General features: G+C 61.6%; 23 protein-coding genes and 1 pseudogene. 14 read left to right on the forward strand and 10 right to left on the reverse strand.

Translation table 11 applies throughout. The features are described 5' to 3' along the window. Positions 1–12: 12 nt before the first annotated feature. From PT282_RS03795 to PT282_RS03830, 8 genes are all read left to right on the forward strand, one after another. A complete protein-coding gene (locus PT282_RS03795) occupies positions 13–621 on the forward strand; it encodes a CDP-alcohol phosphatidyltransferase family protein (protein ID WP_277168930.1) in 609 nt (202 codons plus the stop codon). 6 nt (positions 622–627) lie between these two features. After that, positions 628–1,614, forward strand: a complete 987-nt coding sequence (locus PT282_RS03800) for a DUF881 domain-containing protein (RefSeq protein WP_277168237.1) — start codon at positions 628–630, stop codon at positions 1,612–1,614. Then, positions 1,614–1,946: a small basic family protein gene (locus PT282_RS03805; protein WP_277168238.1), complete on the forward strand. Its 333-nt coding sequence runs from the start codon at positions 1,614–1,616 to the stop codon at positions 1,944–1,946. The genes PT282_RS03800 and PT282_RS03805 overlap by 1 nt, the downstream gene beginning before the upstream one ends. 6 nt (positions 1,947–1,952) lie before the next feature. Continuing rightward, positions 1,953–2,771, forward strand: coding sequence for a DUF881 domain-containing protein (locus PT282_RS03810; protein WP_277168239.1), 819 nt, complete (start codon positions 1,953–1,955; stop codon positions 2,769–2,771). A 4-nt stretch (positions 2,772–2,775) separates the two neighbouring features. After that, entirely contained in the window at positions 2,776–3,213 is a 438-nt protein-coding gene (locus tag PT282_RS03815) for an FHA domain-containing protein (protein ID WP_277168240.1), read from the forward strand. Positions 3,214–3,284: 71 nt separating this feature from the next. Next, positions 3,285–3,980: a MerR family transcriptional regulator gene (locus PT282_RS03820; RefSeq protein ID WP_277168241.1), complete on the forward strand. Its 696-nt coding sequence runs from the start codon at positions 3,285–3,287 to the stop codon at positions 3,978–3,980. A 41-nt stretch (positions 3,981–4,021) separates the two neighbouring features. After that, a complete protein-coding gene (locus PT282_RS03825) occupies positions 4,022–4,402 on the forward strand; it encodes a hypothetical protein (RefSeq protein ID WP_277168242.1) in 381 nt (126 codons plus the stop codon). A gap of 161 nt (positions 4,403–4,563) precedes the next feature. After that, positions 4,564–5,454 carry a dihydrodipicolinate synthase family protein gene (locus tag PT282_RS03830; RefSeq protein WP_277168243.1) on the forward strand — a complete coding sequence of 297 codons (891 nt, stop codon included), beginning with the start codon at positions 4,564–4,566 and terminating at the stop codon, positions 5,452–5,454. An 862-nt stretch (positions 5,455–6,316) separates the two neighbouring features. On the opposite strand, the gene PT282_RS03835 is transcribed toward PT282_RS03830, so the two are convergent. The 6 genes from PT282_RS03835 to PT282_RS03860 all read right to left on the reverse strand — a co-directional run bounded on the left by PT282_RS03835 (position 6,317) and on the right by PT282_RS03860 (position 14,410). Continuing rightward, positions 6,317–7,018, reverse strand: coding sequence for an HAD hydrolase-like protein (locus PT282_RS03835; RefSeq protein WP_277168244.1), 702 nt, complete (start codon positions 7,016–7,018; stop codon positions 6,317–6,319). Between the two features lie 268 nt (positions 7,019–7,286). Continuing rightward, positions 7,287–7,634, reverse strand: a complete 348-nt coding sequence (locus PT282_RS03840) for an RNA polymerase-binding protein RbpA (RefSeq protein WP_277168245.1) — start codon at positions 7,632–7,634, stop codon at positions 7,287–7,289. 135 nt (positions 7,635–7,769) lie between these two features. Beyond that, on the reverse strand, positions 7,770–10,433 hold the full coding sequence (locus PT282_RS03845; RefSeq protein ID WP_277168246.1) for an RNA helicase: 2,664 nt from the start codon (positions 10,431–10,433) through the stop codon (positions 7,770–7,772). 2 nt (positions 10,434–10,435) lie between these two features. Then, on the reverse strand, positions 10,436–10,864 hold the full coding sequence (locus PT282_RS03850; protein ID WP_277168247.1) for a hypothetical protein: 429 nt from the start codon (positions 10,862–10,864) through the stop codon (positions 10,436–10,438). Between the two features lie 9 nt (positions 10,865–10,873). Continuing rightward, the gene (locus PT282_RS03855) at positions 10,874–12,784 is read right to left on the reverse strand and encodes a YafY family protein (protein WP_277168248.1); all 1,911 of its coding nucleotides are present in this window, start codon (positions 12,782–12,784) and stop codon (positions 10,874–10,876) included. Between the two features lie 231 nt (positions 12,785–13,015). After that, positions 13,016–14,410, reverse strand: a complete 1,395-nt coding sequence (locus PT282_RS03860) for a UTP--glucose-1-phosphate uridylyltransferase (protein WP_277168931.1) — start codon at positions 14,408–14,410, stop codon at positions 13,016–13,018. A 294-nt stretch (positions 14,411–14,704) separates the two neighbouring features. Between PT282_RS03860 and PT282_RS03865 the strand changes: the two genes are divergently transcribed. Both PT282_RS03865 and PT282_RS03870 read left to right on the forward strand, forming a co-directional pair. Further along, complete coding sequence (locus tag PT282_RS03865; RefSeq protein WP_277168249.1) at positions 14,705–15,268, forward strand: hypothetical protein; 564 nt, start codon at positions 14,705–14,707, stop codon at positions 15,266–15,268. 656 nt (positions 15,269–15,924) lie between these two features. Then, positions 15,925–16,869, forward strand: coding sequence for a bifunctional 2-polyprenyl-6-hydroxyphenol methylase/3-demethylubiquinol 3-O-methyltransferase UbiG (locus PT282_RS03870; protein WP_277168250.1), 945 nt, complete (start codon positions 15,925–15,927; stop codon positions 16,867–16,869). Positions 16,870–17,003: 134 nt separating this feature from the next. Here PT282_RS03870 and PT282_RS03875 read toward each other — a convergent pair whose 3' ends face one another. The 3 genes and pseudogenes from PT282_RS03875 to PT282_RS03885 form a co-directional block, all read right to left on the reverse strand. Continuing rightward, positions 17,004–18,587, reverse strand: a complete 1,584-nt coding sequence (locus PT282_RS03875; protein ID WP_277168251.1) for a hypothetical protein — start codon at positions 18,585–18,587, stop codon at positions 17,004–17,006. A 458-nt stretch (positions 18,588–19,045) separates the two neighbouring features. Next, positions 19,046–19,567: pseudogene (locus PT282_RS07560) on the reverse strand (hypothetical protein); the annotation flags it as partial. 439 nt (positions 19,568–20,006) lie between these two features. After that, on the reverse strand, positions 20,007–20,321 hold the full coding sequence (locus PT282_RS03885) for a helix-turn-helix transcriptional regulator (RefSeq protein ID WP_277168253.1): 315 nt from the start codon (positions 20,319–20,321) through the stop codon (positions 20,007–20,009). Positions 20,322–20,328: 7 nt separating this feature from the next. Between PT282_RS03885 and PT282_RS03890 the strand changes: the two genes are divergently transcribed. Then, a complete protein-coding gene (locus tag PT282_RS03890) occupies positions 20,329–21,735 on the forward strand; it encodes an MFS transporter (RefSeq protein ID WP_277168254.1) in 1,407 nt (468 codons plus the stop codon). A 622-nt stretch (positions 21,736–22,357) separates the two neighbouring features. Beyond that, complete coding sequence (locus tag PT282_RS03895; RefSeq protein ID WP_277168255.1) at positions 22,358–23,593, forward strand: Na+/H+ antiporter NhaA; 1,236 nt, start codon at positions 22,358–22,360, stop codon at positions 23,591–23,593. Positions 23,594–23,761: 168 nt separating this feature from the next. Here the strand turns inward: PT282_RS03895 and PT282_RS03900 are convergent, their stop codons facing one another. After that, complete coding sequence (locus tag PT282_RS03900; RefSeq protein WP_277168932.1) at positions 23,762–24,634, reverse strand: aldo/keto reductase; 873 nt, start codon at positions 24,632–24,634, stop codon at positions 23,762–23,764. A gap of 172 nt (positions 24,635–24,806) precedes the next feature. Here PT282_RS03900 and PT282_RS03905 point away from each other — a divergent pair, with 172 nt between their 5' ends. After that, the gene (locus PT282_RS03905) at positions 24,807–25,259 is read left to right on the forward strand and encodes a MerR family transcriptional regulator (protein ID WP_277168256.1); all 453 of its coding nucleotides are present in this window, start codon (positions 24,807–24,809) and stop codon (positions 25,257–25,259) included. Between the two features lie 300 nt (positions 25,260–25,559). Then, positions 25,560–25,946 (forward strand): helix-turn-helix domain-containing protein, encoded by a 387-nt coding sequence (locus PT282_RS03910; RefSeq protein ID WP_277168257.1) that lies wholly within the window; start codon positions 25,560–25,562, stop codon positions 25,944–25,946. Positions 25,947–26,067 lie beyond the last annotated feature (121 nt).

Raw genomic sequence — 26,067 nt, forward strand, 5'->3', positions numbered from 1 at the left:
CCGCAGATGACCATGAGAATGCCAAGGATACCAAGCCGCTACAGCCCGGATGCCAGGGACCTGTTCTTCACCGTCCCCAACCTCATCAGCCTGCTGCGCATCGTCTCCATACCCTTCATCGCCATGCTGATCGCCAGCCGAAGGATGGTCCCCGCCCTCGTTGTGCTCGCCCTTTCGGCGGCCAGCGACGGGCTCGACGGCATCATCGCCCGCAAGTTCAACCAGGTCAGCCGCATCGGCCAGATCCTCGACCCGGTGGCCGACCGCCTGCTCATCTTCTGCAGCATCCTCGCCCTCGGCCTGGCCGGGATCATCCCCTGGTGGATGCTCATCATCGTGGGCATCAGGGACCTGATCCTGCTGGTGCTCATCGTCGTGCTCGCCCAGCACGACTACGGCCCGCTGCCCGTCCACTTCGTGGGCAAGGCCGGCACCGCGCTGCTCATGATCGCCATCACCGCCCTGATCTTCGCCGACCTGTGGCACAACCTCTTCACCACGCTTCTGCACCTGGCGGCACTCGCCGCCGGCATCTGGGGCATCATCCTCTACTGGCTCGCCGGCTACATCTACATCCGTCAGGGCGTCACGCTCATCCACCGCGACCGCGGGCGCAGGTAGCGGCCTATGGCAACCCAGAGCGAGGAGCGGCCCGCCGCCTTTCCCGTGCGTCCCGACGCCACGCCGGTGCGCCGCAGGGCCGCCTTCTCCCAGCAGGCACGAAATCTGGGTACCTGGCACGCCCTGACGCCCGAGGAGGCCGACTCGCTGGAGAACCGGCACCGGCGCAAGGTCGACGACGACAGCCTGAGGCTCATCGACGACCTCACCAACCGCCCGCTCGACCCGCTCTTCTCCGACGCCCGACTGACGCAGGGCAAGCCACGCTCGCCGTTCACCGTCTGGGCGACGCGCGTGATCGTCTTCGTCATCTGCGTGGCCGTGGGCCTGGCCGGCAGCGTCTTCGTCCGCCAGCTCAACACCGACCCGCGCAAGCAGGTGCGCAAAAGCCTCATCGCCGAGCAGCAGCGCCAGAACGCCGAGTTCGACAAGCTCAGCGGCGAGGTCACCGACCTGCACAGCCAGGTCAGCAAGCGGTCCAAGTCCATGCCCGCCTCCGCGCTCGACCCCACCCTGGCCGCCGACGAGATGGCCAACGGCACGGTGGGCGTCAAGGGTCCCGGCGTGGTCATCACCATGGCCGACCCCACCGCCGCCGACGGCCAGAGGCAGCAGGGCGCCACTCCGCGCGAGACCACCGGCGAGCCGATCCGCGTGGTCACCGACGCCGACATCCAGACCATGGTCTCGCTGCTCTGGAGCCTGGGAGCCGAGGCAATCGCGGTCAACGGCCACCGCATCGGCGCCTCCACCTCGGTGCGCACCGCCGGGCAGAGCATCCTCATCGGCGTCGACCAGATATCCAGTCCGTATAAGATAGAGGCGATAGGCAACCGCAGGACCCTCGCCAACGGCGTGGGCAAGCGGGCGCAACCGGCGCTCTACGGCCAGTTCGAGCAGATGGGCATCCATCCGCACGTCAAGACCTCGGCGTCGCTGCGCATGCCGGCAGCGCAGAGCGCGGACCTCAAGCAAGCGAAAAGGAGCAAGTGATGGCAGCCGTCCTGGGACTCATCATCGGCGTGATCATCGGGATCTTCGTCAAACCCGACATCCCCATCATGCTGCAGCCATACCTGCCCATCATGGTGGTGGCGGCCCTCGACGCGCTGCTCGGCGCCGCCAGGTCGTACTTCGAACGCTCGTTCTCCGACAAGGTGTTCGTCATCTCCTTCATCTCCAACGTCTTCACCGCCACGCTGCTGGTCTTCCTCGGCAACCAGCTCGGCGTCGGCTCCCAGCTGCAGACCGCCGTCATCGTCGTGCTCGGCATCCGCATCTTCTCCAACGTCTCGGCCATCCGCCGCTTCATCTTCAAGGGCTGATCGCATATGGCAAGGAAGAAGAGGACGCCGCGCGACGTGATCAGCAGGATGCACGTCCAGCACGCGCGCGACGAACGCAACGACAGCACCGACACCGGCTCGTTCCCGGCAGTGCGCCGCCGTCCAAGGCTTTCGATGGACGGCATGCTCGGCAGGCTCACCACCACCGTGCTCATCGTCGTGCTGTGCGCGCTGCTCGGCTTCGGCTACGCCATCCAGCTCAACAACAAATCCTCCAGCTACGAGACGATGAGCGAGGAGGAGCTCACCCGCCTGATCAGCGAGACCAGCACCCAGGTGCAGAACCTGCAGCAGCGCAAGGCCGAGCTCACCGGCCAGCTCAATTCGCTGAAGGCCGCGGCCGACAAGCAGCAGGAGGCCCAGCGCATCGCCCGCGAGAACGAGGAGACCAGCGGCATCCTCTCCGGCCGCCTGCCCGCCACCGGCAAGGGCGTGGTCGTCACCATCTCGAAGGGCAGCAAGGAGCGCGTCGACGCCTCCACCATGTTCCAGCTGCTCGAGGAGCTGCGCAACGCCGGCGTCGAGGTCATGGAGCTCAACGGTGTGCGCATCGTCACCTCCTCCTACGTCTTCGACACCAAGTCCGGCCTGGACTGCGACGGCACCAAGATCCAGGCGCCCTACACCTTGAAGGCGATCGGCGACCCGCGCAACCTGCAGAACGCCGTCGACATCGCCGGCGGGGTCGGCTCGCGCCTCAAGGTGAAATTCGGCGCGCAGGTCACCGTGACACCCTCGGATAGTGTGGATATCAGTCAGACCCGGGATGTCGAGCAATATAAGTACGCGAAGACGGTAGAATAGAGCTATGACTAATCCGATTCCAAGCGCGGGGGAGACCACCATCATCGGCCTGCCCGCAGTCAACATCCCCATGACCTCCAACGGCGACCGGCCGCTCACGCAGGACGACCTCGACACGATCGCCAAGCTGCGGCCCGGTTCGGCGCTGCTCATCTCGACCAGGGGAGCGGTTTCGGGCTCGAGGTACCTGCTCGACGAGGACGAGGTGAACGTGGGGCGCGACCCGCACGCCGACATCCTGCTCGACGACTCTACCGTCTCCAGGAACCACGCCGTGTTTAAGAGGATCGGCACGCTCTTCCAGGTGGAGGACGCCGGCAGCCTCAACGGCACCTATGTCAACCGCCAGCGCGTGGAAAGCGCCACGCTCAACAACGGCGACGAGATTATGATCGGCAAGTTCCGGCTCGTCTTCTTCTCGCCGGCCACACTGAACGCCTGAGGCGGAGTCATATAGGCAAAAACGATTTAGGGACCACCAGGGAATACAGCGCAAAGGAAGGACCGAGGCGAATGGCAGGGCAGGGGAGCCGGGCCGTCACCGGCAAGGCTGGCACGCGCGGCGCGGCCGGTCTGCCCGCTTCCGTGCCTGCGGCCTCTGTCCGTTTGGATGGCCTGCGGCCCGAGGTCGTCCAAGGGGAGCTGTTCGCCGAAAACGACGAAGAGGACGCGGGGCTCGGCTACCGTGGCACCGTGGCGTCGCGGGTGGCCGGCATCACCTACCGGCAGCTCGACTACTGGGCCCGCAAGCAGATCGTCGTCCCGTCGATCAAACCCTCGCACGGTTCCGGCTCCCGGCGTCTCTATTCCTTCAAGGACGTACTGATCCTGGCAGTCTCCAAGCGCCTGCTCGACACGGGCGTCAACCTGCAGAACGTGACCGCGGCCATCGGCTTCCTCTCGCGCCACAAGGTCGCCGACATGGAGCACATGACCATCATCTGCGACGGGCAGGATGTGCGCGAATGCGGTGACAACGACGAGGTGCTCGACCTGATCGAGAAGGGCACCGCCGTCTTCGCCGTCTCGGTGGGCCGGCTCTGGCGCCAGGTCGACGAGGCGCTGAAGGACGAGCCGTCCGTCGAGGTCACGCCCTCAGACACGGCGAACTCCGGGACTCCGTCCAGGCCGATCGACGAGCTGGCCGCGGTGCGGATGCGCGAGAAACTGCGCAGCCAGCATCAGATCCGCGCCAAGGGCGACGAATAAGTTCGGGTGCATATACGTACGAGATGGAAAGGGGAGTGGCCATGGCGGCGATCGTCCCGTTGGTGATGTGGCTCTTCGCGATGCTGTGGTGCCTCGGCATCTGCGCGATCTGCACGATCAACGGCGCCTTCCGCAAACGCTACGACCCGGACCGCCCGGTGCGCCCGGTCGAATGGTCGGTCGTGGCGATGCAGGTCGTCTCGGTGTTCACCAGCTGCGCGCCCTACGGACTCTACGAGCTGCTCGAAGGCGGCATGAGCGCGCATATTCGCGCTGTATATGCGTCGCTATGCATCCCGTCGGCCGTGCTGATGGCCCTGGCCTTCGCGGCCACGCTGGCGTGCATGTACCAGCAGGCCCGCCACGCCGACCGAGACATCAAGGAGCAGGTCCTCTCAGGCGGACGCCGCCAGTTGCCATGATTTGTTTTCACGCCATCCGCACCAGAGTTGGGCGTCGATCCCCGGATTCTCAGGTCCTCGGCCATATATCATTCTGTATGCAAACGCATCGAGCTGTGTATTGTGGTGGGTAGGTACCTGTTCGCGCGTATTCGTATGGCGACGGGGAAAGGAGACAATCCATGAGCAAGGTCTTTGACGGCGTCTATTGCCCGTCGATCACGATTACCAAGACGGACGGAAGCATCGATTACGAGCTGTGGGGGAGGCACCTCGACCATCTGGTCGAAGCCGGCATCGACGGCATCCTGGTCTTCGGCAGCATAGGGGAGTTCTACGCCTTTCCGTTGGATGTGAAGAAGGAGGCGGCCGACTTCGCGATCAAACGCGTCGCCGGACGCACCAACGTGCTCATCGGCGTCGGCGGCACGAATCCCGACGAGGTCACGGACTTCACCAGGTTTGCCACCGCCGCGGGAGCCGATGCCGTCGTGGCCATCGCCCCGTACTATTTCGGCCCCACCGACGCCGCCGCCAAACGCTATTACGCCATGGTGTGCGAGGCGAGTGGCCTGCCCGTGATACTCTACAATTTCCCGGCCCGCACCGGCATGGACCTTTCGCCCGAGTTGGTGGCCGACCTGGCCAAGGCTCATCCGCGGATCGTGGGCATCAAGGACACGGTGGACACCATCAGCCACACCCGCAAGATGATCGCCGCGGTGCGCGCGGTCAACCCAGACTTCAGCGTCTTCTCCGGCTACGACGAGTATTACATGCCGAACCGCATCGCCGGCGGCAACGGCGTGATCTGCGGGTTGACCAATGCCAGGCCCGAGGTGTTCGCCCAAATGAACAAGGCCTATCTGGCCAAGGCCTACGCCACCGCGATCGACTGCGCCCGCCAGATCAACCATCTGATGGCCGTCTACGACCACGCCGACCTGTTCGTCTCCGCGATCAAGGGCGCCGTCAAGGCCGAGGGCCTGCCGATTTGCACCGATATCCACGAGCCCGCCGTCCAGCTCACCGACCAGCAGATGGGCGAGATCAGGAATCTGCTCGGCGATTAGTGAGCATTGACGGATTCGTGCGATGTGTTTGACGGTGGCTTCTGGAACGCTTGTCCGGAAGCCACCGTTTCTTTGGCGGATGACCGTTCATGAGGAATGTCGCAGAATTCTGGGAGATCGATGTCTGTCGGTTTGTACGGATTTCCCCGAAAGCATGCGGAATGGAATCTGAATGCGAAAAGTTGGCTGGCATATCATGGCCTGAATCTGGTTATGGCGGCAAACCGGTTTGAAGTGCCAAAGGAAGCTCATGGCGGCAACAGGCCCAACGGAAACGAAACATAACTGAGAGACGTTATGTACAGATTTGAAGTGTGCGAAGGGAATCTCATGGCGGCAACCGAATTAATCGAGAATGGAACGTAACTGGGGAAGTGCTCTCAGTTATGTAAGCAAGCTACGCTTGCAACATAACTGAGAGACGTTATGTACAGATTTCTCTGAAATCTGACATAACGTACATTATCGGATGTTCGGATTAGATACGGTTTATACTGGTTTGGCGACTGCCATCAATCCCTGTTCGATTACTTCAGTCGATTCAGCCGGATGAACGATCCAATCTCTCTCAGCGACATTCAGAGAGACGCAACCCACCCATCAATCCGCACATTATCAAGCCGATCGATAGTCAGCGCTCAATTGTTCGATCATTTGGCAATGCGCCATCGTCGGCACGTAATCGTCAGGAAAACCTCCCGTTGATTCCGTCAATCATGATGCAGCTCGAATATTAGGCAACCTGATCGCCATGTCGCGCCATGATCGCACACATCAACCACCGGCCAACGTCATAGTCATAGCTTCGCGTCGAATCGGCGAACCGGCAGCCATTTGCGCACCAATCCGCTGCAATCATGCCTTATTGCGCGAAATATTCCTCGACGGCGTCGGCCAGTCCATCGACGCGATCCAGCACGCGGTACGCGCCGTGGCTTTCCAGCTCGTCGGGTTCGGCGTAGCCCCAGCCGCAGCCCAGGCAGTCGATCCCCACGGCCTTGGCGCCGTCCACGTCGGTCCAGCGGTCACCGACCATCAGCGCCCGGTCACTGTGCGCCTTGTCGAAACCGATCCTGTCGAACCCGTAGCGGATGACCTGTTCCTTGCTCCTGCGCGAGCCGTCGCGGCTGGCGCCGAAGATGTCGTCGAGTACCTTGCTGGCGCCGAAATGCTCGCAGACCGGCACGGCCTGGTATTCGGGCTTGCAGCTGGCGACGGCGAGCCGGTAGCCGGCGTGGTGCAGCCGTTCGAGCTGGCCGAGGATTCCCGGATAGAGTTCGCCGAGGTATTTGCCGGGGATCTTGATTCCGGGATGATGAGGCCGGTCGAAGACGGCCTTCTCGTCGTAATACATGCGGAACGTCCTCAGGCCCAACTGTGCCAGCGGTTCCGGGACGCCGTTGCGGGCGAAGGATTCGAGGATCGACGGGCCGATGAACCGGCGCAGCTCGTCGGCGTCCGGCAACGGCAGGTCCATGGCGTCGTAGGCGCGGCGCAGCGCGGCGATAATGCCCGGCTCCGAGCGTGTGAGTGTTCCGTCGAGGTCGAGTAGGACGACGTTCATGCCGGTTGACCTTTGCTTTCCTGGTGTCGTGGGTGTGCTGGAAATGTGTGGTGTTTGCCCATGGGTTGCCTCGGCGGCCGGACGCCGTTGGAATGAAGGTCGCCGACTAATTGTTCGTCGGCACTCCCCATCGTAACAAACGAACGGCGGAGCATCAACAACGTGCTTCGCCGTTCGATGGGTATCGTTTGGTTATTTCACCGTATCGATGTGGCAACGACTGCGAAATCCAGGACGCGAATCCCTGCGGATTCCGCGGCCGGACGCCTCACTCGTAGTCCGGGAACCAACCCTCGCGGTGCATCTTCAGACGCTTGTCGAGCAGCTCCTTGAGCTCGTCCTCGGAGCGGCGCTCCATGAGCATGTCCCAGTGCGTGCGCGTGGGCTTCTTGATCTCGTTGGCCTCGTCGTCATCGGCGTTCTCGCGCTTGGCGACCTCGCCGCAACGGCATTCCCATTCCGCGGGAGGCTCGGCGCCCTCGGCGAACGGCAGGATGGTGCGGTGGCCCTTCGGGCAGACGTATGCCACGTCGTTCCGCGCCACGAAGTCCACATTCTCGTCCGATTCCAGCGATTTGGCACCGATGCTCATGCCACGCAGGCTACGTTCGGCCATACTGCCTCCTTATACATATTGCTTCGTCCAAGCTACAAAACAGTTTGGACGAGCGTCTTATTCCATTTCCGTTGTTCGTGAAAGTGCGTTGATGTCATCGCTGTAAGGTCAGCTGCTGGCATCCGGCCGCAGCGCTCAGTCGACGCCCGAATAGGCGACGATGCCGCGGTTGACCATCTTGACCGCCCGGTGCGCGCTGTCGGCGAGCCCGCCGTCCCGGTCCTCGTAATAGGGGTGCGCGGTGGCGATCTGCTGCAACAGGTCGGCCACGCGCTTGGCGTTGCGCACGAAGTCGCCGCCGGTCAGCTCGGTGCCGTGCAGAATCTGGGCGAGGTCCTCTCCCCTGGACCAGTCGTACATCACGTCGACGATGCCGAAGTCCAGCGGCTCGGATTCCTCCAGGTCGGCGTCGTCCTTCAGGCCCTCGACGTCGGCGAAGATGTCGCGCAGCTGCCGGCACACCTCGGCCACCTGTCCCTCGGGGCCGCCCGGGTAGCGGCGGGGCTCGTTGTCCCCTCCCCTGCGGGCTTGGTAGACCAGCGAGGAGAGCACCGCGGCGAGCTCCTCGGGCTCGAGCTGGCCTAGGATGCCGGAATCGATGGTCTCGGCGAGCACCAGGTCGTACTCGCTGTAGAGGTGGCGCAGCAGCTGGCCGCGTTCGGTGAGGTGGTAGGCCTTGCCGGCCCCGCCGCGCCCGCTCTTGCTCAGGTAGCCCAGTGTCCGCAGGATGGAGCAGATGCGGTCGAACTGGCGGGCCACCGATCCGGTCCTGGAGTCGTAGCGGCCCTGCGCGCGCCTCAGTTCCTTGGACTCGCGCATCCAGCGGTTGCCCCATTTCAGGTGCTTCTGGAAGTCCGGGCACGACTTGCAGGGATGGTCGGATTCCTGCCGTTTGAGGTCCTCGATGCGCCGGTCGAGGTCGCGGAAGGCACGGGTGCGCTCCTCTTGGCTGTGGTACTGGCGGCGCTTGAGGTGACGGCGTTCGTCCTTCTGCAGGTAGGAGAGCTTGCGGCGGATCTCCATCAAGGATTTGAAGTTGCCGTGCGAGCAGGCGAAGGCGCGCTCGTAGCCCTCCACCGCGCCGCGCAGGGTGACGATGCGCGACTCCAGGTCGCCGGCGGACTCGTTGGCCTCCCACTGGGCGAAGGAGTGGTCGAGGGTGTCGCGCGCCACGTCGTAGTCGCTGGAATTGAGCAGGTTGACGGCCATGTTGAAGGTCGGCTTGAAGCTCGAGTGCAGCGGGTAGACGCGCTTGCTGGACAGCGAGGCGAGGGTGGCCGGCTCGAAGTCGCGGTGGTCGACCACCACGGCGTGCCCGACGGTGTCGATGCCACGCCTGCCGGCGCGCCCGGTGAGCTGGGTGTACTCCCCCGGCGTGAGCGTGACGTGGTCGGTGCCGTTGAACTTCTGCAGCTTCTCGACCACCACGCAGCGGGCCGGCATGTTGATGCCCAGGGCCAGGGTCTCGGTGGCGAAGACCATCTTGACCAGTCCCTCCTCGAAGAGCCGTTCGACGATCTGGCGGAAGAGGGCGACCATACCGGCGTGGTGCGGCGCGAAGCCCTCCTCGAGCGCGTAGCGGAAGCGTGCGAAGTCCAGTGCCTTCAGGTCGGTGCGGCTCAGCTGGCCGTCCACCATCTCGTCGACGATCTCGCGGATGCGCCTCACCTCGTCCTCGCTGGTGAGCTCCAGGCCGGCGTCGAGGCACTGCTCGACCGCCTGGTCACAGCCGTTGCGCGAGAAGATGAAATAGATGCCCGGCAGCAGGCCCAGGTAGTTGAGCTCGTCGACCACGGCCCAGCGGCGCGGCGAGTGGCGCTGGATCTGGTAGGAGGAACGGCGGCGCCGGTGCCTGCCGTGGCCGTTGCGTTTCTCGTCGCGGTGCTCGGCGGCGGCCCTGCGCCCGGCCTGGCGGTCGAGCTGGCGGATGCGGTCGATGAGCCTGACGTTGAGCTTGGTGGTCTGCTCCCCCGCCTTGTCGTGCCGGTAGAGGTCAATCAGCTCCGGCTCGTGGCGCTCGTCGGACTGCACCATCACATGCTGCTCCAGGGGCACGGGGCGCTTCTCGGAGACCACCAGCTTGGTGGCGCCGCGCACCGACTCCATCCACGCGCAGAAGTCCTCCACGTTCGAGACCGTGGCCGACAGGCCGATCACCTTCACGCTTTGCGGCAGGTGGATGATGACCTCCTCCCACACCGGGCCGCGGAACTTGTCGGCCAGGTAGTGCACTTCGTCGAGCACCACGTAGCGCAGCGCGCGCAGGGTCTCGGAGCGCTCGTAGAGCATGTTGCGCAGCACCTCGGTGGTCATCACCACGATGTTGGCCTCGGAGTTGATGGAGGTGTCGCCGGTGAGCAGGCCGACGTTCTTCTCGCCGTAGAGATCGACGAGGTCATGGTATTTCTGGTTGCTCAGCGCCTTGACGGGCGTGGTGTAGAAGGCCTTGACGTTGTGCTGCTGGGCCAGGTAGATCGCGAAGTCGGCCACCGCCGTCTTGCCCGCGCCAGTCGGTGCCGCCACCAGCACGTTCTGGCCGGCCTCGAGCGCCTGGTTCGCCTCGATCTGGAAGGGGTCGAGCTCGAAGGCGAGCGTGGAGGCGAAGCGGGAGGCCTGCGAGGCGTGGTAGCGCTGCTGGCGCCTGAACGAGGCGTAGCGCTGCGCCGGCGAGGAATCCTCGGCCCGCTCGTGGCGTTTGTCGCGTTCCTGCGACTCGTCGCGCCCGTCTAGCTTGTCGCCTCTGCGCTCGGACCGGCCTTTGGCGTGGGATGAATGGTGTGAATGATGGGAATGTGTCATGTCTATCGGTTGGTCGCTCCCGCGATGATGGTGGCCTGGCCGCTTTGCGTCGGCTTGGCGGTTTCGGCGTCGCTGGCCTGATTGCCGGCGAACACCTCGTCGATATTGTCCGGAATGGGATTGTCGCGCCACCGCGCCCATTGGTGCCCGTGGCCGGCCCGCTTGCGCATGCCGCGAGCGACGACGCCCTCATGCGCCTCGCTGTAGCGGTGCGAGACGCGCTCCAACGGTTCGGTGAAGGAAGGGACCGAAGGCTCACGATCGGAGGCGTCGTTGCGACGGCGCATGGCGTCGAGATAGTGGCTCAGGCCGCCCATGGTCGACGAGATGCCTTTCGCGGCGTGGTATGCGTGCACGCCGGCGTAGGCCACGCCGGCCGCCAGCACGGCGAGCATGAGCAGCACCAGTATGAGCCAATCCCACCAAGTCATGGCGAGTCCTTACTTCTGTTCGAGGCTGAGTTCGCGGTGGGCGCGCGCCACGATCATCAGGCGCAGCGTCTCGGGGGCCACCGCCACGATGTGGCGGGCGTGCGAGATGCAGAAGGCCACGAACCACGAGTCGGAGGAGACGGTGACATGCACCTTCTCGCCTTCGCCGCACGGTTCCACCGTGGCGCCGGGCAGGGTCTTGATGAAGGAGAGGCCGGTCTCGCCGGTGATGAACACCGCCGGGGTGCCGTTGTCGAAGCTCCACTTGCGCAGCTCGGCGACCGGGACGTTGGGGATGTCGATCTTGCAGGTGGGCTTGACCAGCGTGGCCTTCTCGATGCGCGAGAGGCGCAGCACCTGCCAGATGCGCGGAAGGCCGTTGGCCTTGTTGATCGTGGTGTCCTTGGCCACGAACTTCCTCACGTCCTTCGGCGCGGCCTTGGCCACGTCGGTCCACAACGCCACGTAGTAGACGCCCTCGTCGACGAAGATCTTAGAGGGGGCCACCAGCTTGCGCCGCGTGCGGCCCGTGCCGTCGGTGTATTCCATGTCGAGCAGGGAATCGGTGGAGATGGCGCGCTTGATGATGCCGAAGCTGCGCGGCTCCACCTCGTAGCCGGTCAGGCTCAGCCACGGGGTCTCCCCCGGCTTGACGTGCTGCTGCAGGCGCAGGTAGAGCTTCTCGGCCTGCTGGCGCTGCTGGTCGGGAAGCAGCGAGGAATGGGCCAGGTAGCTCACCGAGGCGGTCAGCATGCTCAGGTACTGCTGCGAGATGCCCGCCAGGCGCTCGAGGCCCAGCGAGTTGGTCGCCGAGACGATGCCCTCCTCGTCGAGCAGCGACCAGTCGATGTCGAAGAACTGGCTGCCGGCCATCTCGCCGTCGTCGGAGACGGTGGTGAGCGTGTTGATGTCCTTGCGGATCACCGCGACCGACTTGCGCTTCTCGTCATCGTTGGCCGCATGGCCGATGAAGCGGTCGGCGAGCTCCTCGAGCGAATACTCCTCGCCCAGGTGCGCCGACAGGAAGAGCATGAGGCGCAGCCTGCGGTCCACCTCGCTGCCGGTCTGGAAGGAATTGCCGTGCTTCTGATGGCTTTTGGAACCCTCGATGTCGTGGTCGGCGCTGGCCTTGCTGATCGAGTTGGCGACGATGGTCTCCTTGACCTCGTTCTCCGACTCGTCGGCCAGGGTCAGGTTGGTGGCCGCGGTGAGGCGGCGGTTGTAGGCATCGACGGCCTCCTGGGGCGACAGGACACAGGCACCGGGATGCTCGAGCACGAACATCGCTAGGTCGTCGGAGTCGCTGTAGGCCACGTTCATCTGCTCGCCGTCGACGTCCACGGTGGCCGCGAACCGGCGGGAGTCGATGACCTTGACCAGCGAGTCCGGAATCGGCTGCGTGCCGAGGCCCGGCGCGATCGAGTCGAGGCCGAGGCCGGGCGTCGGGGTCTGCGGGACGCGGGGCGCGGTGCGGGAGGTGTGCTGTTGCTGCTCCTGCTCGTGTTTCGCCGAAAGCGATGAGATCGACATGGAGCGGGCGAGGTAGTTGGCCGCGGCCAGGACGGGCAGGTCCTCCTGGCGGAAGCGCAGGCGCACGCGGGGCTCGTCGCCCAGCTGCAGGCGGTACGAGGCGAAGTCCTGGCCTTCGGACTTGGAGGAGTATTCGGGCTGGCGCGATTCGATGGCGATGCCCATCGCGGCGAGCTTGGCGCGGTCACGCTGGAACTGCTTGGCGAACGCGGCCTTGGCGGCCTGGTCGGCCAGCTCCCCGTAGGAGTCCGCGTAGGCCTTGACGCGCTGCGCTATCTGGCGTGAGGTGAGCCATTGGGGAAAGGCGGATGACAATACAGCCAACACGTCCAGCTCATGCTTGCCCCACTTGTCGGAAAAGCGCCGTCTCCCGTTGCTTCCTTCTGCCATTAGTCCTCACGTATCGTTAGTGTTCGAGATATGTGTGCCGTTTGTGCGCACGGTACCATAATAGATGGTTTTTTCGGAGAATTGCGCGTTTTTTCAAATTTGACGTAAACTTCTCACTTTTTGCATTATCTTAACGCGGTGATATAATGCCGCGCCTTTCATAGGCCGGGCGCACCGATGGTGCTGGTCCGTTCCAACCCTGCCAACGATGCGCTCCGACAACGGTCTCCCCTACCGCCACTCGTCCGGCTCGACGCCCTGCGGGCCGACGAACTCGCCGTTGGGCACATAGCTCGGCTTACCCTCGTCCTCCAGGTGCGCGTCGCCGTAGAAGGCCACGTTGCGCCCGAACGTCCAGTCGCCCTCGATGGTCACCGAGTTGGCGGCGGCCAGGGACGGCACCGAATACGGGAAGTGCTCGTTGAAGTCCTCGATGTTCTTGTAGTACTTCGGATTGAGCGTGACGTCGGGGAAGAGGTAGTTGCCGTCCTCCATCTCGTAGGAGTCGGTGAGGTGGAAGCGGTCCGAACGCATGATGAAGAGGTCCTCGGTGGTCTTCACCGGCAGGAAGCGCATGCGGTCCACCTGCACGCAAATCGCGCCCTCGAAGAGCTTCACCGCCGCGCCCATCGCCGTCTCCAGCTGCACGACCTTCGTGGTTGACGGGTCGGTGGGGTCGACCGTCTTGTAGTTGCGGATCACCGGCAGGGGCAGCACGCCGTCATATTCGGCGAGCTTGTCGCGCAAAGCGTCGACGCGCACCCAGATGCTGTTGGTGTTGAAGTACGGGTGGCGCTTGATGTCCTGGGCCGCGCCCTTGTCGTCGGGATGCACCTGCGTCATCTCGCGCAGCATGAGCTGGCCGGTCTCGCGGTCGCGCACGAAATGGCCGCCTTTGCGGTCCGCGTAGGTGCGGAAGGCGACCTCCATCATGAAGGGCGCGCCGGTGTTCTCGAAATACTGCGCCAGCGTGCGCGAGGGACGGGCGCCGAGGTTGTCGGAGTTGGAGATGAACAGGTACTTGATGCCTTTCCTCTCCAGCGCGTCGAGCAGGCCGGACTCCCAGATCGTCGAGAACAGGTCGCCGTGGCCCGGCGGGCACCATTCCAGCGTCGGGTTCGCCGGGAAGCTCACGGGCTCGCCGGTCTCCAGGTCGATCTTGGGTTCCTGGTGCTGCACGATCTCCATGGGCACATCGTCCTGCTCGAAGCCCTTGCAGCGCGCCAGCACGCGCATGGTATCGGCCGAGGTGTGGAAGGAGTTCATCAGGGTCAGTGGCAGCGGGACGTTCAGGCGCTCGCGGGCGGTCAGGACCTGGCCGAGGATGATGTCGATGAAGCGCATGCGGCGTGCCTTGTGGCGGCGCACCGGCAGCAGTGACTTCGCCTTGTCGAGGCCCATGGAGGTGCCCAGTCCGCCGTTGAGCTTCAGGAACGCGGTCTTGGCGAAGGCGTGGACTGCCTTGTCGTGGTCGATGGTCTCGTAGACGTCGTGGAAGCTTGGCACGTCGTGCACCGGCTCGATGTCGTCCTCGCGAATCCAGCCGGCAGCGTCGTTGCCGGCCCAGTCCTCGTAGAGCCGCCTGAACTGCGAGACCGCCATGTCGCTCATGCCGTTCTCCTGCATCTTCCGTCGCGAAGCCTCGAATGCGTCTTCCACGCCGCGCCCTTTCGTCGTTGTCTTTGCTCTGTCGGCCAAGTCGGTTCGCCGAGGCCGTTTGCCGTGTCCGTTCGCCTTGCATCGGCGAAAGCCCGTGACAATAGCCGCATACCAGTCTAACCCTTTATCTTGAAGCTTGCTGAACGTGGTGGTTTGGCTGGTGGATTGGCGTACATGAAAGTCGGAGACTGCTCTGGTTGTGATCTGAGTGCAATAGACGTATTGCGACCGATGATACCATACTCTTCAGGAAGGCATGAAATGACCGCAGAGGCACGTGTTCGGCATCGAGCGATTATTTCCGTCGTTGCAGTCATCGTTATGACAGTGCTCATGTTGGCAGGGCTTGCTGTTTGGTGGCATATTGCGCCATTAACGATTAAACATCGTGCGGACGCCGGGATTGTCACTCAGATGCAAGCTCTTTATGACAGTGATCCCGATCATGTTCAGCAGGCCATCGAGCGCAGCGGCAAAACAAATATTGTAATTCGCGCATCCCATGATCCGGGAAACCATATTATTCAAGAAATTGACGTTGAGTATCAGGGTTTTCATTGTTTGCTCGACCAATCTGCGGATTATGATAATCCACCACCTGACACACATGGGGAAACCATCATGGTGTGGATTGGTCGTAACCCATTAATCAATTCTTTTGACCCAGATTCAGCGGTGATCATCAATAACGAAGGCAGCGCGGCTCTAGATACAGAGGAGTTTCCTGGTTCGGATAAAAAACTGCATATTACAAAACAGCAAATTCAGGCATTGGCCTTGCGCGCCACGTGGGAGGCTATTGACACGGTAGCGGACAATTGGTGACCTGTTGTGATTCACCCATCTAGTTGGGCTAGAGACACATTTTCTAGGCTATAGCTTTCATAAACCGTCTTATTGCAGGAAAGTGAGTGAAGCCGACGGTTTCCGGACCATCGACCTCACGTCGTTCATAAAAGGACGCTAGAAACGCCCCGTCGGATCAGCGTCGTCAGGAGTGCTGGAGCGCATCTTGCAATCTCCTATCGCCAGCGGGTAATGCTGCCTTCCCGATATCACTAGTGCAATTCCAGATAGGGGTATGCGCTAATAAGAAGCATGGTGTTGTCGGACTTCTCAGTGATGCGGGAACGAAGACCGCCCGCTCATCCGGGCGGGTGACGTTCACAAGAATCGATGCCAAGATGAGGAATGACAATGATTCAGAATGTCGCGTAAGTAAGGTTTCCACGTGTCTCGGTGAGCAATCACTGGGACGCAATTCCTCTCTGCATTTGTTGTTCTGATTGCTTGCGTTTTCGAATTTCCTGGAAATGGTATCAAGTCATGCCGGTGTCTGATGGACAGCGCGTCGAGAAAGTTCAGCGCTTCGCACGTGCCACCATCGCTGATGGGAACTGGGATATTCGCCGAGGCGACAACATTCTATGCTGATACCATTTCCTTATATCAGATAAGAGTTCGAAGGAGAGACGCAAGCCATGAACGACGACAACTACGTTGCGCGAGAGGCGGCGGCACGCGCTTCGCGTCAGATCGAGGAGAACCGTGAGAACTGGGACGACCGGGCGGAGGTCCATTTCAATGGCGGCTACGGTGACCTCGGCGCTCTGATCGACGGTTCGCCGCTCGCGAATCCGATCGTCAGGCGCGACTACGAAGTGCTGAAACCGTATCTGCCAAACCATTCGGTACGCGGCCAGCGGCTGCTGCACCTGCAATGCCATATCGGCACCGATACCGTCTGTTGGGCCAGGCTCGGCGCCAGGGACGTCTGCGGACTGGACTTCTCCCCCGCCTCGCTGCGCCACGCCCGGCAGATAGCGCAACGGGCCGGAGAGAGCATCGCCTATGTCGAGGCCGACGCGCGCAAGGCGGCCGAAGCGCTTCCCGGCAGGCAATATGACGTCATCGTCACCAGCGTCGGAACGGTGACCTGGCTACCGTCGCTGGAGGGATGGGCGCGATCCATCGCCGAACTCCTGGCTCCGGACGGCGTCTTCATGATCCGCGACAACCATCCGCTGCTGTTCGTGCTCGCCGATGACGGCCTGGGCATCGGCAACGGCTACTTCCCCGGAACGGAGGATTCCTACGATACCGGGAGCACCTACACCATGGCGCCGCAGATGGGAAGTGCCGATAGCACGGATATCGAAACCGACAGCATCCGAGACGAAAGCGTCGCTTCGCGACAGCCGAAGATTACGCACGTCCACAACCACAACTGGGCCCATGATTTCGACGAGATGACGCGGGTGCTGATCGATGCGGGCCTGCGTATCGAGCGCATCGGCGAATACGACGTCGCTGACTGGCAGGCGCTGCCCATGCTCGAATACGACGAGCGGGACGAATGCTGGCGCATGCCCGAAGGTTATCCGCGCATTCCGCTTACCTTCTCTATCGTGGCAAGAAAAGCCTGAGGCATGCGAAGAGAATATCTCGGCTAATCCTCCTGCATGCCAGTGGACGGTATGCACGTCATATGTCGAGCTGGCTCTGGTCGTCTGCCATATCTCACGAGCCGTAGGAATCCGGATGTGGCGACGCGAGGCGGCTACGGAAGATAGTGGTGCAGCTTTTGACGCACGTGGTCGGTCACGAGCGCTCGCGTCTCGTCGTTCATCTCGACGCCCAGGTCATCGACGATCGACCATACCCGTTGCAGGTCAAACGCGAAATTGAACATCGCGCGCACGCCATCGAGGTAGGTGAAGCACCGGCACTCGTCGTCCTCGCGGAACCCGCCGGCCAGGAATCGGTCCCTTGTCGCGTCGTCGGGCACGTAACTCAGACGGTAGAGCCGGAAGCCATCCGACGACCTCTGCTCGGTCTCCACCAGGCACATCGCGCCCGTCACCCACTCGCCCGTCGAAAACCAGCGGGGATCGACCAGACCATAGGTGTCCGGTATGCTCCACGGCCGGCCCGCCCAGTCATAGATCAGCTCGCGCAGCCAGCGTTGCGTCACATGCAGCTTCCTGCGTTGCTCGCGAATGGCATCGGACACATCCCGGCCCGTGCCCTCCTCGTCGTAGGACATCAGCAGCTCGATTTCCAGCCGCAGGGCAGGCAGGGAACGAACCACGGCGAGCAGCCTGCGATTATGTCCATGGTCCTCGTAGTCGCTGTGGATCTCGAACGATCCGTCCTCCCGCAGCCGCACCTGCATCTCGTAGCCGAGATAGGACCGTGGCATCAGGTCCACGCCATGGACGCCGCGGGCTCCCTCCGCGCGCCACCGATACCGGCGCATTTGGGGATTCAGGATCCTTACGATATCCTGCACGTCCTTCGGGTCGTCCATCACCGCTTTCGCCCGGAGAGGCGGGGTCACGGGCCTATAGGTCTTCTTGAAAGCGGCCTTTGGCGTCCGGTCTTTTTGGGCGAAGGGACGGGCGGTCACCTCGTCCACCTGCGACCACCATGTCACCATCTCGCGCACCGTGTCGTCGATAGCCACATCGAGGCCGCGCACGACGGACCACACCCATTGCAGGTTCCGCGCGGCCTCGAACATCCTGCGCACGCCCTCGGCATAGGGCAGGCACAGGCAGAGATCCTCATCCCGGAACTCGCCTTGCGAGAACCGTCGCCTCATCCCCTCGTCGGCGACATAGGCGAGCCGATAGAGTTCGTCGCTGCCGGAGTCGACCAGGCATATCCTGCCCGTCTCCCAGCGGTCGACCGAAAACCAGCGGGGGTCGACCATCTCCCCCACGTCCGGCAGCTGACCGGGTCTGCCATCCCAATAGTCCAAAAGCCCCCGCAAGTCGGATTCAAGGTATAGGTCCTTCCAATGCCTGTCGAGGGTGCGGTCGTAGGCGCCCACCTCCGAGCCGAAAAAGGTCGCCATGCGTAGCGCCAGGTCGGTTTGCAGGGCCGGCAGGGAATGCACCACGGAGGTCATTCTCCTGCCGTAGACGGAACGATATCCCTCGATGAGTATCTCAACCTTGAACGCGCCGTCGCCCAGTATGGTCACCGTGCAGATCGTTTTCTTGAGGCCGGCGGGCACCGACGCGTCGCGCCATGTCTCCAGAACCATCAGGTCGTCCCGGGAAAACGAGGCATGCCAGCCGTATTCGCGCAGCAACGGCTCGATCGCCTCAGCGTCGCGCCAGTGTTTGTAGTACTTCATCGTGGTCACCTGCCGTACGTCCGTTCCGCGGCTTCGCGGGTTTCCTCATGCGGATTCGGCAAAGCCTGGAATTCCCACGTTATCAAAAACTTAGGAATTCCAGGCTTGTCTCGTCGGGTTGGCGGGATATGAATGTGCGGGCACTTACTGGATTGATGGTTGGTGCAGCTGGTGGCGGCTAGCGCTGGACGGCCTTCGCGGCCAGGCCGAGGACATGGGCCTCTACGACATACCCGACACCGATCAGAAGGGCTGAGGCAGTGGGACCGATTCCCAAGACTGTCTGACGCTGTCACGCAACAAAGCTGTCTCGCTCCGGAGCTCAGCATTGTGGTCACGCTATGGGATGAGATGCGCGAGCTCAACCAGTTGAAGACGTACACAACCGAATTCGCCGAACCATATTGGCAATAAACAAGGCAGACCGGCCCGCCCAATGGAGAAAACGCGCAGGAACCACGGTAATCCTTCGGTTGAGCGTCACGGTATATGACAGCTTCTTTGGACAGAGCATAGCCGATGGACGACTGAAGAGCATTGGTGACGATTTGCTGGCCATTGTCGTAATAGATCTTGATCGTCTCATACGATTGGAACTCATCAAGATGAGAGAGAAAGAAATTCGCCAAATCACGTTTTAGCTGCGCCTCAAACCGAGTTTTGTTATCACCGAACATGCTCTTCCGGTGAGCGAATGTCACATACCTGAACGGGAGATAACGAGTCAACGTGAAGAACGCGGAAAACAGCCGCTTGCGATCCGCCAAATGCATATTCCCGTAATCGTCGTGGCCGTTGAACAACGGACCGGCATGAAACGGGATATCAGGCAGTCCAGAATCCCGTAAACGACGCTCATGTCGTTCGATGGGCTCAGCAATGGGTGAAGATTGGACGTGCAGAACAAGCGTGATGAGATAGTATTCGGATAATTTGCTCCACTCGCCGGATTCATCCACGAAGATACTCAGCTCGCTCAACGGAGTCCCCTGACGATACGGCGTATAAAGTAATGCCGGGGGAATACCCCCGGCGACTTGGAGCCTTACCCTTTCGGGACAAAGCACTATTCATTTTGCCAGAGAACATCTCAATATGCAAGTTTGTTTCAGCGGAAGCATCAGGAGATACCGGCCAGAATTTGTGTCCAAAATAGGCGTCGAAGTGTTCTGCCATATAGCTTAGAAGCTGTTTGAGATCGGAATGTGGAGACTTGAACCTTCTCTTTGCCTACCCCCTCAATGGCTCAGAGCTGATTCTGGACTTACATTCTGGCCTATACCCCTGGCGAAAACAACGGAGGTCTACGGCCATCGTGTCAAATCGTGTCTAATCGTGTCTGAAATCGAAAAAGCCGGGTTATGGGCCAAAAGTGTTGTTTATAACCGGGGTTTGGCCTATAACCCCTCAATGACTGCTTCAATCAATGTGTTTGTCCTGCGCGGCGAGAATGGCGTCAAGAAGGCCGGGAAACGCCTTGTCGAGCGCCGCACGACGCAGGGTGTTCAATGACCTGATACCGTCGCGGCGAGTCTCGATGACACCGGCTTCGCGAAGAATCTTGAAATGGTGGCTGAGTGTGCTTTTGGTGACTGGAACATCAAAAGACCCGCAGGCGACGTCATCAGGAGCGGATGCGATCTGACTGACCACAGCAAGACGCACTGGATCCGCCAAAGCATGAAGAACGACGGCTAGGTCGAGTGTTGCCGGTGGTGCAGGATTCTGTCTCATGGTTCATATGATAGCAGATATTCGATTGTTTGACGAATATCGAATATATCTGCTACACTCCAGTTTCACGGTTATCAAACAATCAAAATTATCGGGCACACTGCCCGTTCTCATCCTGTCCATCGTCGCGCCTCTTCTGGTGTTTGTGCAAAGCACCGATATGAATGTGCTCTCCGGGCCGCTTACGGCGGCCTTCGGAGCCACCCGCACCCAGGTCGAATGGACGGTGAACGCCTACACACTGACCTTGGCGGCCGGACTACTCGGAGCTGGAGGCCTTGTGGACTCATGGGGACCTTCACGCTCGTTCCGTCTCGGCGCTGGACTGTTCGTGCTCTCCTCCCTCGCGGCCGCGGCCGCGCCCAACGTCGAAGTCCTTGTGGTTACCCTTCTGGTCATGGGTCTGGGAGCGGCTCTGCTGATGCCAAGCTCGCTGGTGCTCATCACCACGGGCGTCGCCGGCAAGGCACACACCGTCAGAGTGGGATGGTGGGCCGCGGCGGGATCGGTCGGCATGTCCGCCGGACCTCTGCTGAGTGGCCTGTTCACTCAACTTTCCAACTGGCGTGGCGTCTTCTGGTTCAACACCGTTCTTTGCGCGGTTGCTCTGATATGGGGATGGGTGGCCATCCCCCGCACCGTTCGCAAACGCGGACATGTCGACATGCCAGGCCTGCTGACCGCGGCCATCGCCATCGCGGGTCTCGTCTATACGCTGATCGAAGCCGGAAAGGACAATGGAACGGACGTCTATGTGGCGGCGGTCATCGCCATACTCGCCATCGTGGCCTTCATCATGGTCGAGCGCCGCAGCGAGACACCGGTGCTGCCCCTGGCCGTGTTCTCCGACCGCGTCTACCGCACCACGCTGCTGCAAGGTGCGCTGTTCAACTTCTCGTTCTTCGGGCTCATGTTCGCCATGGGACTCATGCTCCAGCAGGGCCGCGGCATGACGGCGTTCCAGTCCAGCCTGCTCTTCCTCCCCTTGACGGCGGCCGTCCTCGTCTCCAACCTGTTGACCGCTTGGCTCTCCGATCGCTTCGGGACCATCCGCATCCTGGCAATCGCGCAGGTCGTCTTCATCATGGCGTTGCTCGCCCTGGGATGGACCGGAGTCGCCGGATCATTGCCAGGCATGGTCATCTCGCTGATCCCCTCGGGTCTTGCCGCCGGCATACTCGTGCCCATCATGACCGGGCAATCCCTGACCACCATGCCCTACGAGCTGCAAGGCGCGGCCAGCGGCGGCTTCAACACCGCGCGGCAGCTCGGCTCGGCCATCGGCGTGGCTGTCTTCGGACTCCTGCTGGGCACCGATCTCATCACCGGCTTTGGCAAATGTCTCGCCGCCGCTGCCGTGGCCGGGGTCATCTCCTTGGCGATGACCCCCATACTGCGCAAGTCACGAGTCTAAACATGGACTCATATTCCAATCACGCAGCCGAGCACACAAGAGGTAACGCAATAGCTCAAGGACCTCACTGAAAGTAGCATTCACACGATGACCGCAGCTCGATATTCTCGAGGTCTGCGGTCATCGTGTCTGATCGTGTCTGGAAAAAGAAAAAGCCTGAAATCCCGATGTCTTGAAAACGTTGGAATTTCAGGCTTTTCTCGTCGGGTCGGCGGGATTTGAACCCGCGACCCCTTGCTGGATTGACGGTAGAAACGACTGGTAACGGACAGTGCTGGAAAATGCCGGTAACGTAGGAATCGCAACGATAATCAGGATGATCCGAAAAACGGTAGGGACGACTAGTGACGGTAAATAACGGAGGTCATCGTGTCTGAATCGTGTCTGAAAGCGACATCTACCCTGTTTACTTGACCAATATTCTGTCCGGGCTTTCCGCGCTCCGATAATTCGGACACATACGTATATGCATGCGCAGGCAGGCCCCGAAACTACTCAATCACGGCGACCTATGCCGTACTTTTACACAGAACAAGACAAACCATGATCCGAGAAAGCGGAAACGGTGTCGCCCTGGTGGCTTGAACTCGGCAATAGCATCCATCTATTAGAATCTTTGATTATGGGCATTTCACGTAGGTTCGCGATGACACGATCGGCCCTGCTCGACTTCGCACACGATGGCAGGCGCTCTGGAGCGCTCATGCTGACGGCGGCCGTGCTGGGTCTGCTACTGGCGAATCTGCCGGCCACGGAACCCTTATATCGTGGCGTGGGTGATTTCCGCATCGTCGTTCCGCTGCCGGAATTGACGATGGGGCTCGGCGATTGGGCGCGCGACGGGCTATTGGCCGTCTTCTTCCTTGTGGTCGGCCTCGATCTGAAATGCGAGCTGACGACGGGCTCGCTCTCCCGCGTGCGCGATGCCCTCGTCCCCGTGATCGCGGCGGTCGGCGGCGTCCTGGCACCGATACTCCTCTATCTGCTGGCCAATGCCGGATCTCCCTCTACGCAAAGCGGATGGACGGTGCCTACCGCCACGGACATCGCCTTCTCGGTAGCCGTGCTGGCGATGACCGGTGGGAAGGGGACGTCAAGGCTGGCACCTTTCCTGACCACCCTGGCCGTGGCCGACGACGTGATCGGCATACTCCTCATCGCCCTCGTCTACTCGCGTGGCGGCCGACCATGGACGCTTATACCTCTGGCGTTGTGTCTGCTGGCGTGGTGGCTGCTCGCGCGGATGGAAAAGCCCATATGGCCGCTCATGGTCCCGGTCGCCCTCGTCGCATGGTACATGGCTTTGCTCTCAGGCATCCACCCTACCATCGCCGGGGTCGCCCTTGGTCTGCTCGCGCCCGGCCGCCCAATGCACGCGGAGACCCGCGTCCGAGCCGAACGGTGGTCGAACGCCATCGGACCGTTCTCCTCGCTGCTCGTTCTGCCTGTCTTCGCCTTCTTCTCCATGGGGATCTCCTTGCGCGGCATGGATTTCCACACCTTGGCAAGCCCCGTATTCCTGGGTGTGTTCCTTGGACTGGTCATCGGCAAGCCGCTCGGCGTCACCCTGGCCGGAAAGGCCTGCCATCTCTGCGGACTGGGCTCGGGGCGCCGGCCGCTGGTCCGAAGCAAGAAGGGAACGGGTACGGCACGAATCGCCACTCTTGAGGAGATGGGCATGGCCCAGCTGTGCGGCATCGGGTTCACGGTCGCCTTCCTCATGGCCGACCTCGCCTTCGCCGACTCGGCCTACTCCGGCATCGCCAAAATTGGCGTCCTCGCCGGATCCATCACCGCCGCGCTCATAGGATCGTCCGAACTGCTCATAGCCGGACATCGCAAACATTCCAACGAGTAACGGGAACTCCCGGCAAAACCAATGGCGTGACTTCCGACCCATCACATGCTTCCTGTGATTTCCGCTCTGTCGACAAGCTTGCGTAATTCATCAATAAGCGGTATAGATCGGCGTCGGCCACCCAAAACCATATCCTGCCCAGAATGGGCCCGCCGACGAAGTAAAACGTTACTTGCAGTCGGTCTCACGACCGGCTCGTTCTTTTGCGTAACCGACGAACCGGTCGACGGCCTCGGGCGTGCGGTGGTCGAAGAACAGGCTCGTCTCCGTGTCGAGTTCCCTGATAGCGGCCATGTCGTCGCCATTCAGTTCGAAATCGAAGATGTCGAGGTTCTCGGCCATGCGAGCCTTATGTGTGGTCTTGGGCAAGACCACGATTCCGCGCTGGGTCAGCCATTGCAGGATGACCTGCGCGACCGATTTTGCGTGCCGTTGGGCGATGGACTGCAGCACCGGGTTGACGAACATGCCGGACTTGCCCTCGCCGAACGGGGCCCACGCCTCGTGCGCGATGCCGAGCCGGTGCATGTTCGCGTGCGCGGCGGCCTGTTGGTCGAGCGGGTGGGTCTCGACCTGGTCGACCATCGGGGCGATCTCGTTGAACGCGGCCATGTCCGCGAGGCGGTCCGGGTAGAAGTTGCTCACGCCGATGGCGCGAACAACGCCGTCATTGTAAAGCTTCTCGAGCGCATGCCACGCCCCGTAATAGTCGGCGAATGGCTGGTGCAGCAGCACGAGGTCGAGATAATCGGTTCCCAGCTTTCGCAGTGAAGCGTCGATGGATCTCAGCGTGTTCTCATAGCCGTAGTTGCTGATCCACACCTTGGTCGTGACGAACAGGTCCTTCCGTTCGATGCCGGATTGCCGGATTCCCTCGCCCACCCCGGCCTCGTTGAAGTACGACTGGGCGGTGTCGATGTGGCGGTAGCCGGTCTCGATGGCCTCGCGTACGCAGCGCGCGCACTCGCTCTTGCCTATCTGGAAGACGCCGTAACCGATTTGGGGCACCTTCACCCCGTTGCTCAAAGCAATGTTTCTCATCATCGTTCCTTTCGATTGCCGTTGTATTCAGATGATTTCAAACGATATTCTCCGGTAGCCGCTACCGGTCAAACTACGACACACCGGTAGAAACAACCGGACGCTGAGACCGCGCACGACGTGCGATAATGACGACAGCCAACCCGAGACTTCGACGGAACAGGAAACCCTTATGACGGAAGCAGCAGAAAAACGCAGTCATCCGTGCACGATGAAAGAGACGTGCGAACGTATCGGCATGAACTACGAGGCGCTGAAATTCTACTGCAACGAAGGCCTCGTGCCAGGACTCAAACGTAACGAACACAACCATCGCGTCTTCGATGAGCACCAGGTCGCCTGGCTGGAAGGCCTAGGCTGCCTGCGCCGCTGCGGCATGGGCATCAAGGAGATGAAGCGCTACAGGGACCTCTGTCTGGAAGGCCGGTCCTCCATTCCCGAACGACAGCGCATGCTGGACGCCAAACGCCATGAGCTGCAAGACAAGGTCAAGGAAATCAACGACTCCATCGCCTACATCGACCACAAGCAACGTTTCTACGACGACGTCCAAGCCGGACGCGCCGAATACCACAGCAACCTACTGCCAGACAAACTCGAGAAGCCAGATAACAGCAACGCATAAAGCCGAAACGCCATTCTCAGTCTGTTGGTCATACTCAAACCTGACCGAATCGGGTAAGAGCCAATACCCGTTACCTATGGATCTGCGGTCACAGAGCAGCCAAGGCAATACGAAACCAGCCTCAGCGCATTAATTAGTTTTTTTAAACTCCCGGCATTCCGAAATCCTGACATGTACAAAGGCGGGCACGTTCATGGCTTTCCGATCAATCGGCCGAGAGCCAATCCAAGAGATATGGCATATATCTGCTACTATTGGTCATATTGGACACTTTACTTGGTGAAAGGAGTTGCCATGAGCATGGCTGTCATTGAGGCGCGGCCGGTACGGTCAGACGCGCCGTACGTCCTGCAGGGCGACGGGAAGACCTACCAACTGGACAGGAACGCGTTCCAGGCGGCGATGGAAGCTGCAAAAGAGGCCTCAGACACGAGCCGTACCATCGGCACGGGAGAGGCGGCGCGGATCCTTGGGGTCTCGCGCAAGACCGTGCAGCGCATGCTCGACGCGAACGCCATCCCCTACCGGCGCAACGGCGAGGGTGGCAACCGGATGATGCGACAGGCCGACGTTATCAGCTACGCCGAGACCATGCGCTCCGATCGGAGGGCCGCGCTGGACGACCTGCGAGACCAGGCCGAGGACATGGGCCTCTACGACATGCCTGACGCCGGCCAGGAGGGCTGAGGCCAGTGGGACCCGCCGTCATCGACACCAACATCCTCTTCCACATGTGGATCCTCGACCCGATACTGACACTCGCCGACGAGAAGATGTTCGAGCCGCTCTGGTCCGGATTTGCATCCAA

It is taken from the genome of Bifidobacterium sp. ESL0763 (genome assembly GCF_029433395.1).
Classification (GTDB): Bacteria; Actinomycetota; Actinomycetes; order Actinomycetales; family Bifidobacteriaceae; genus Bifidobacterium.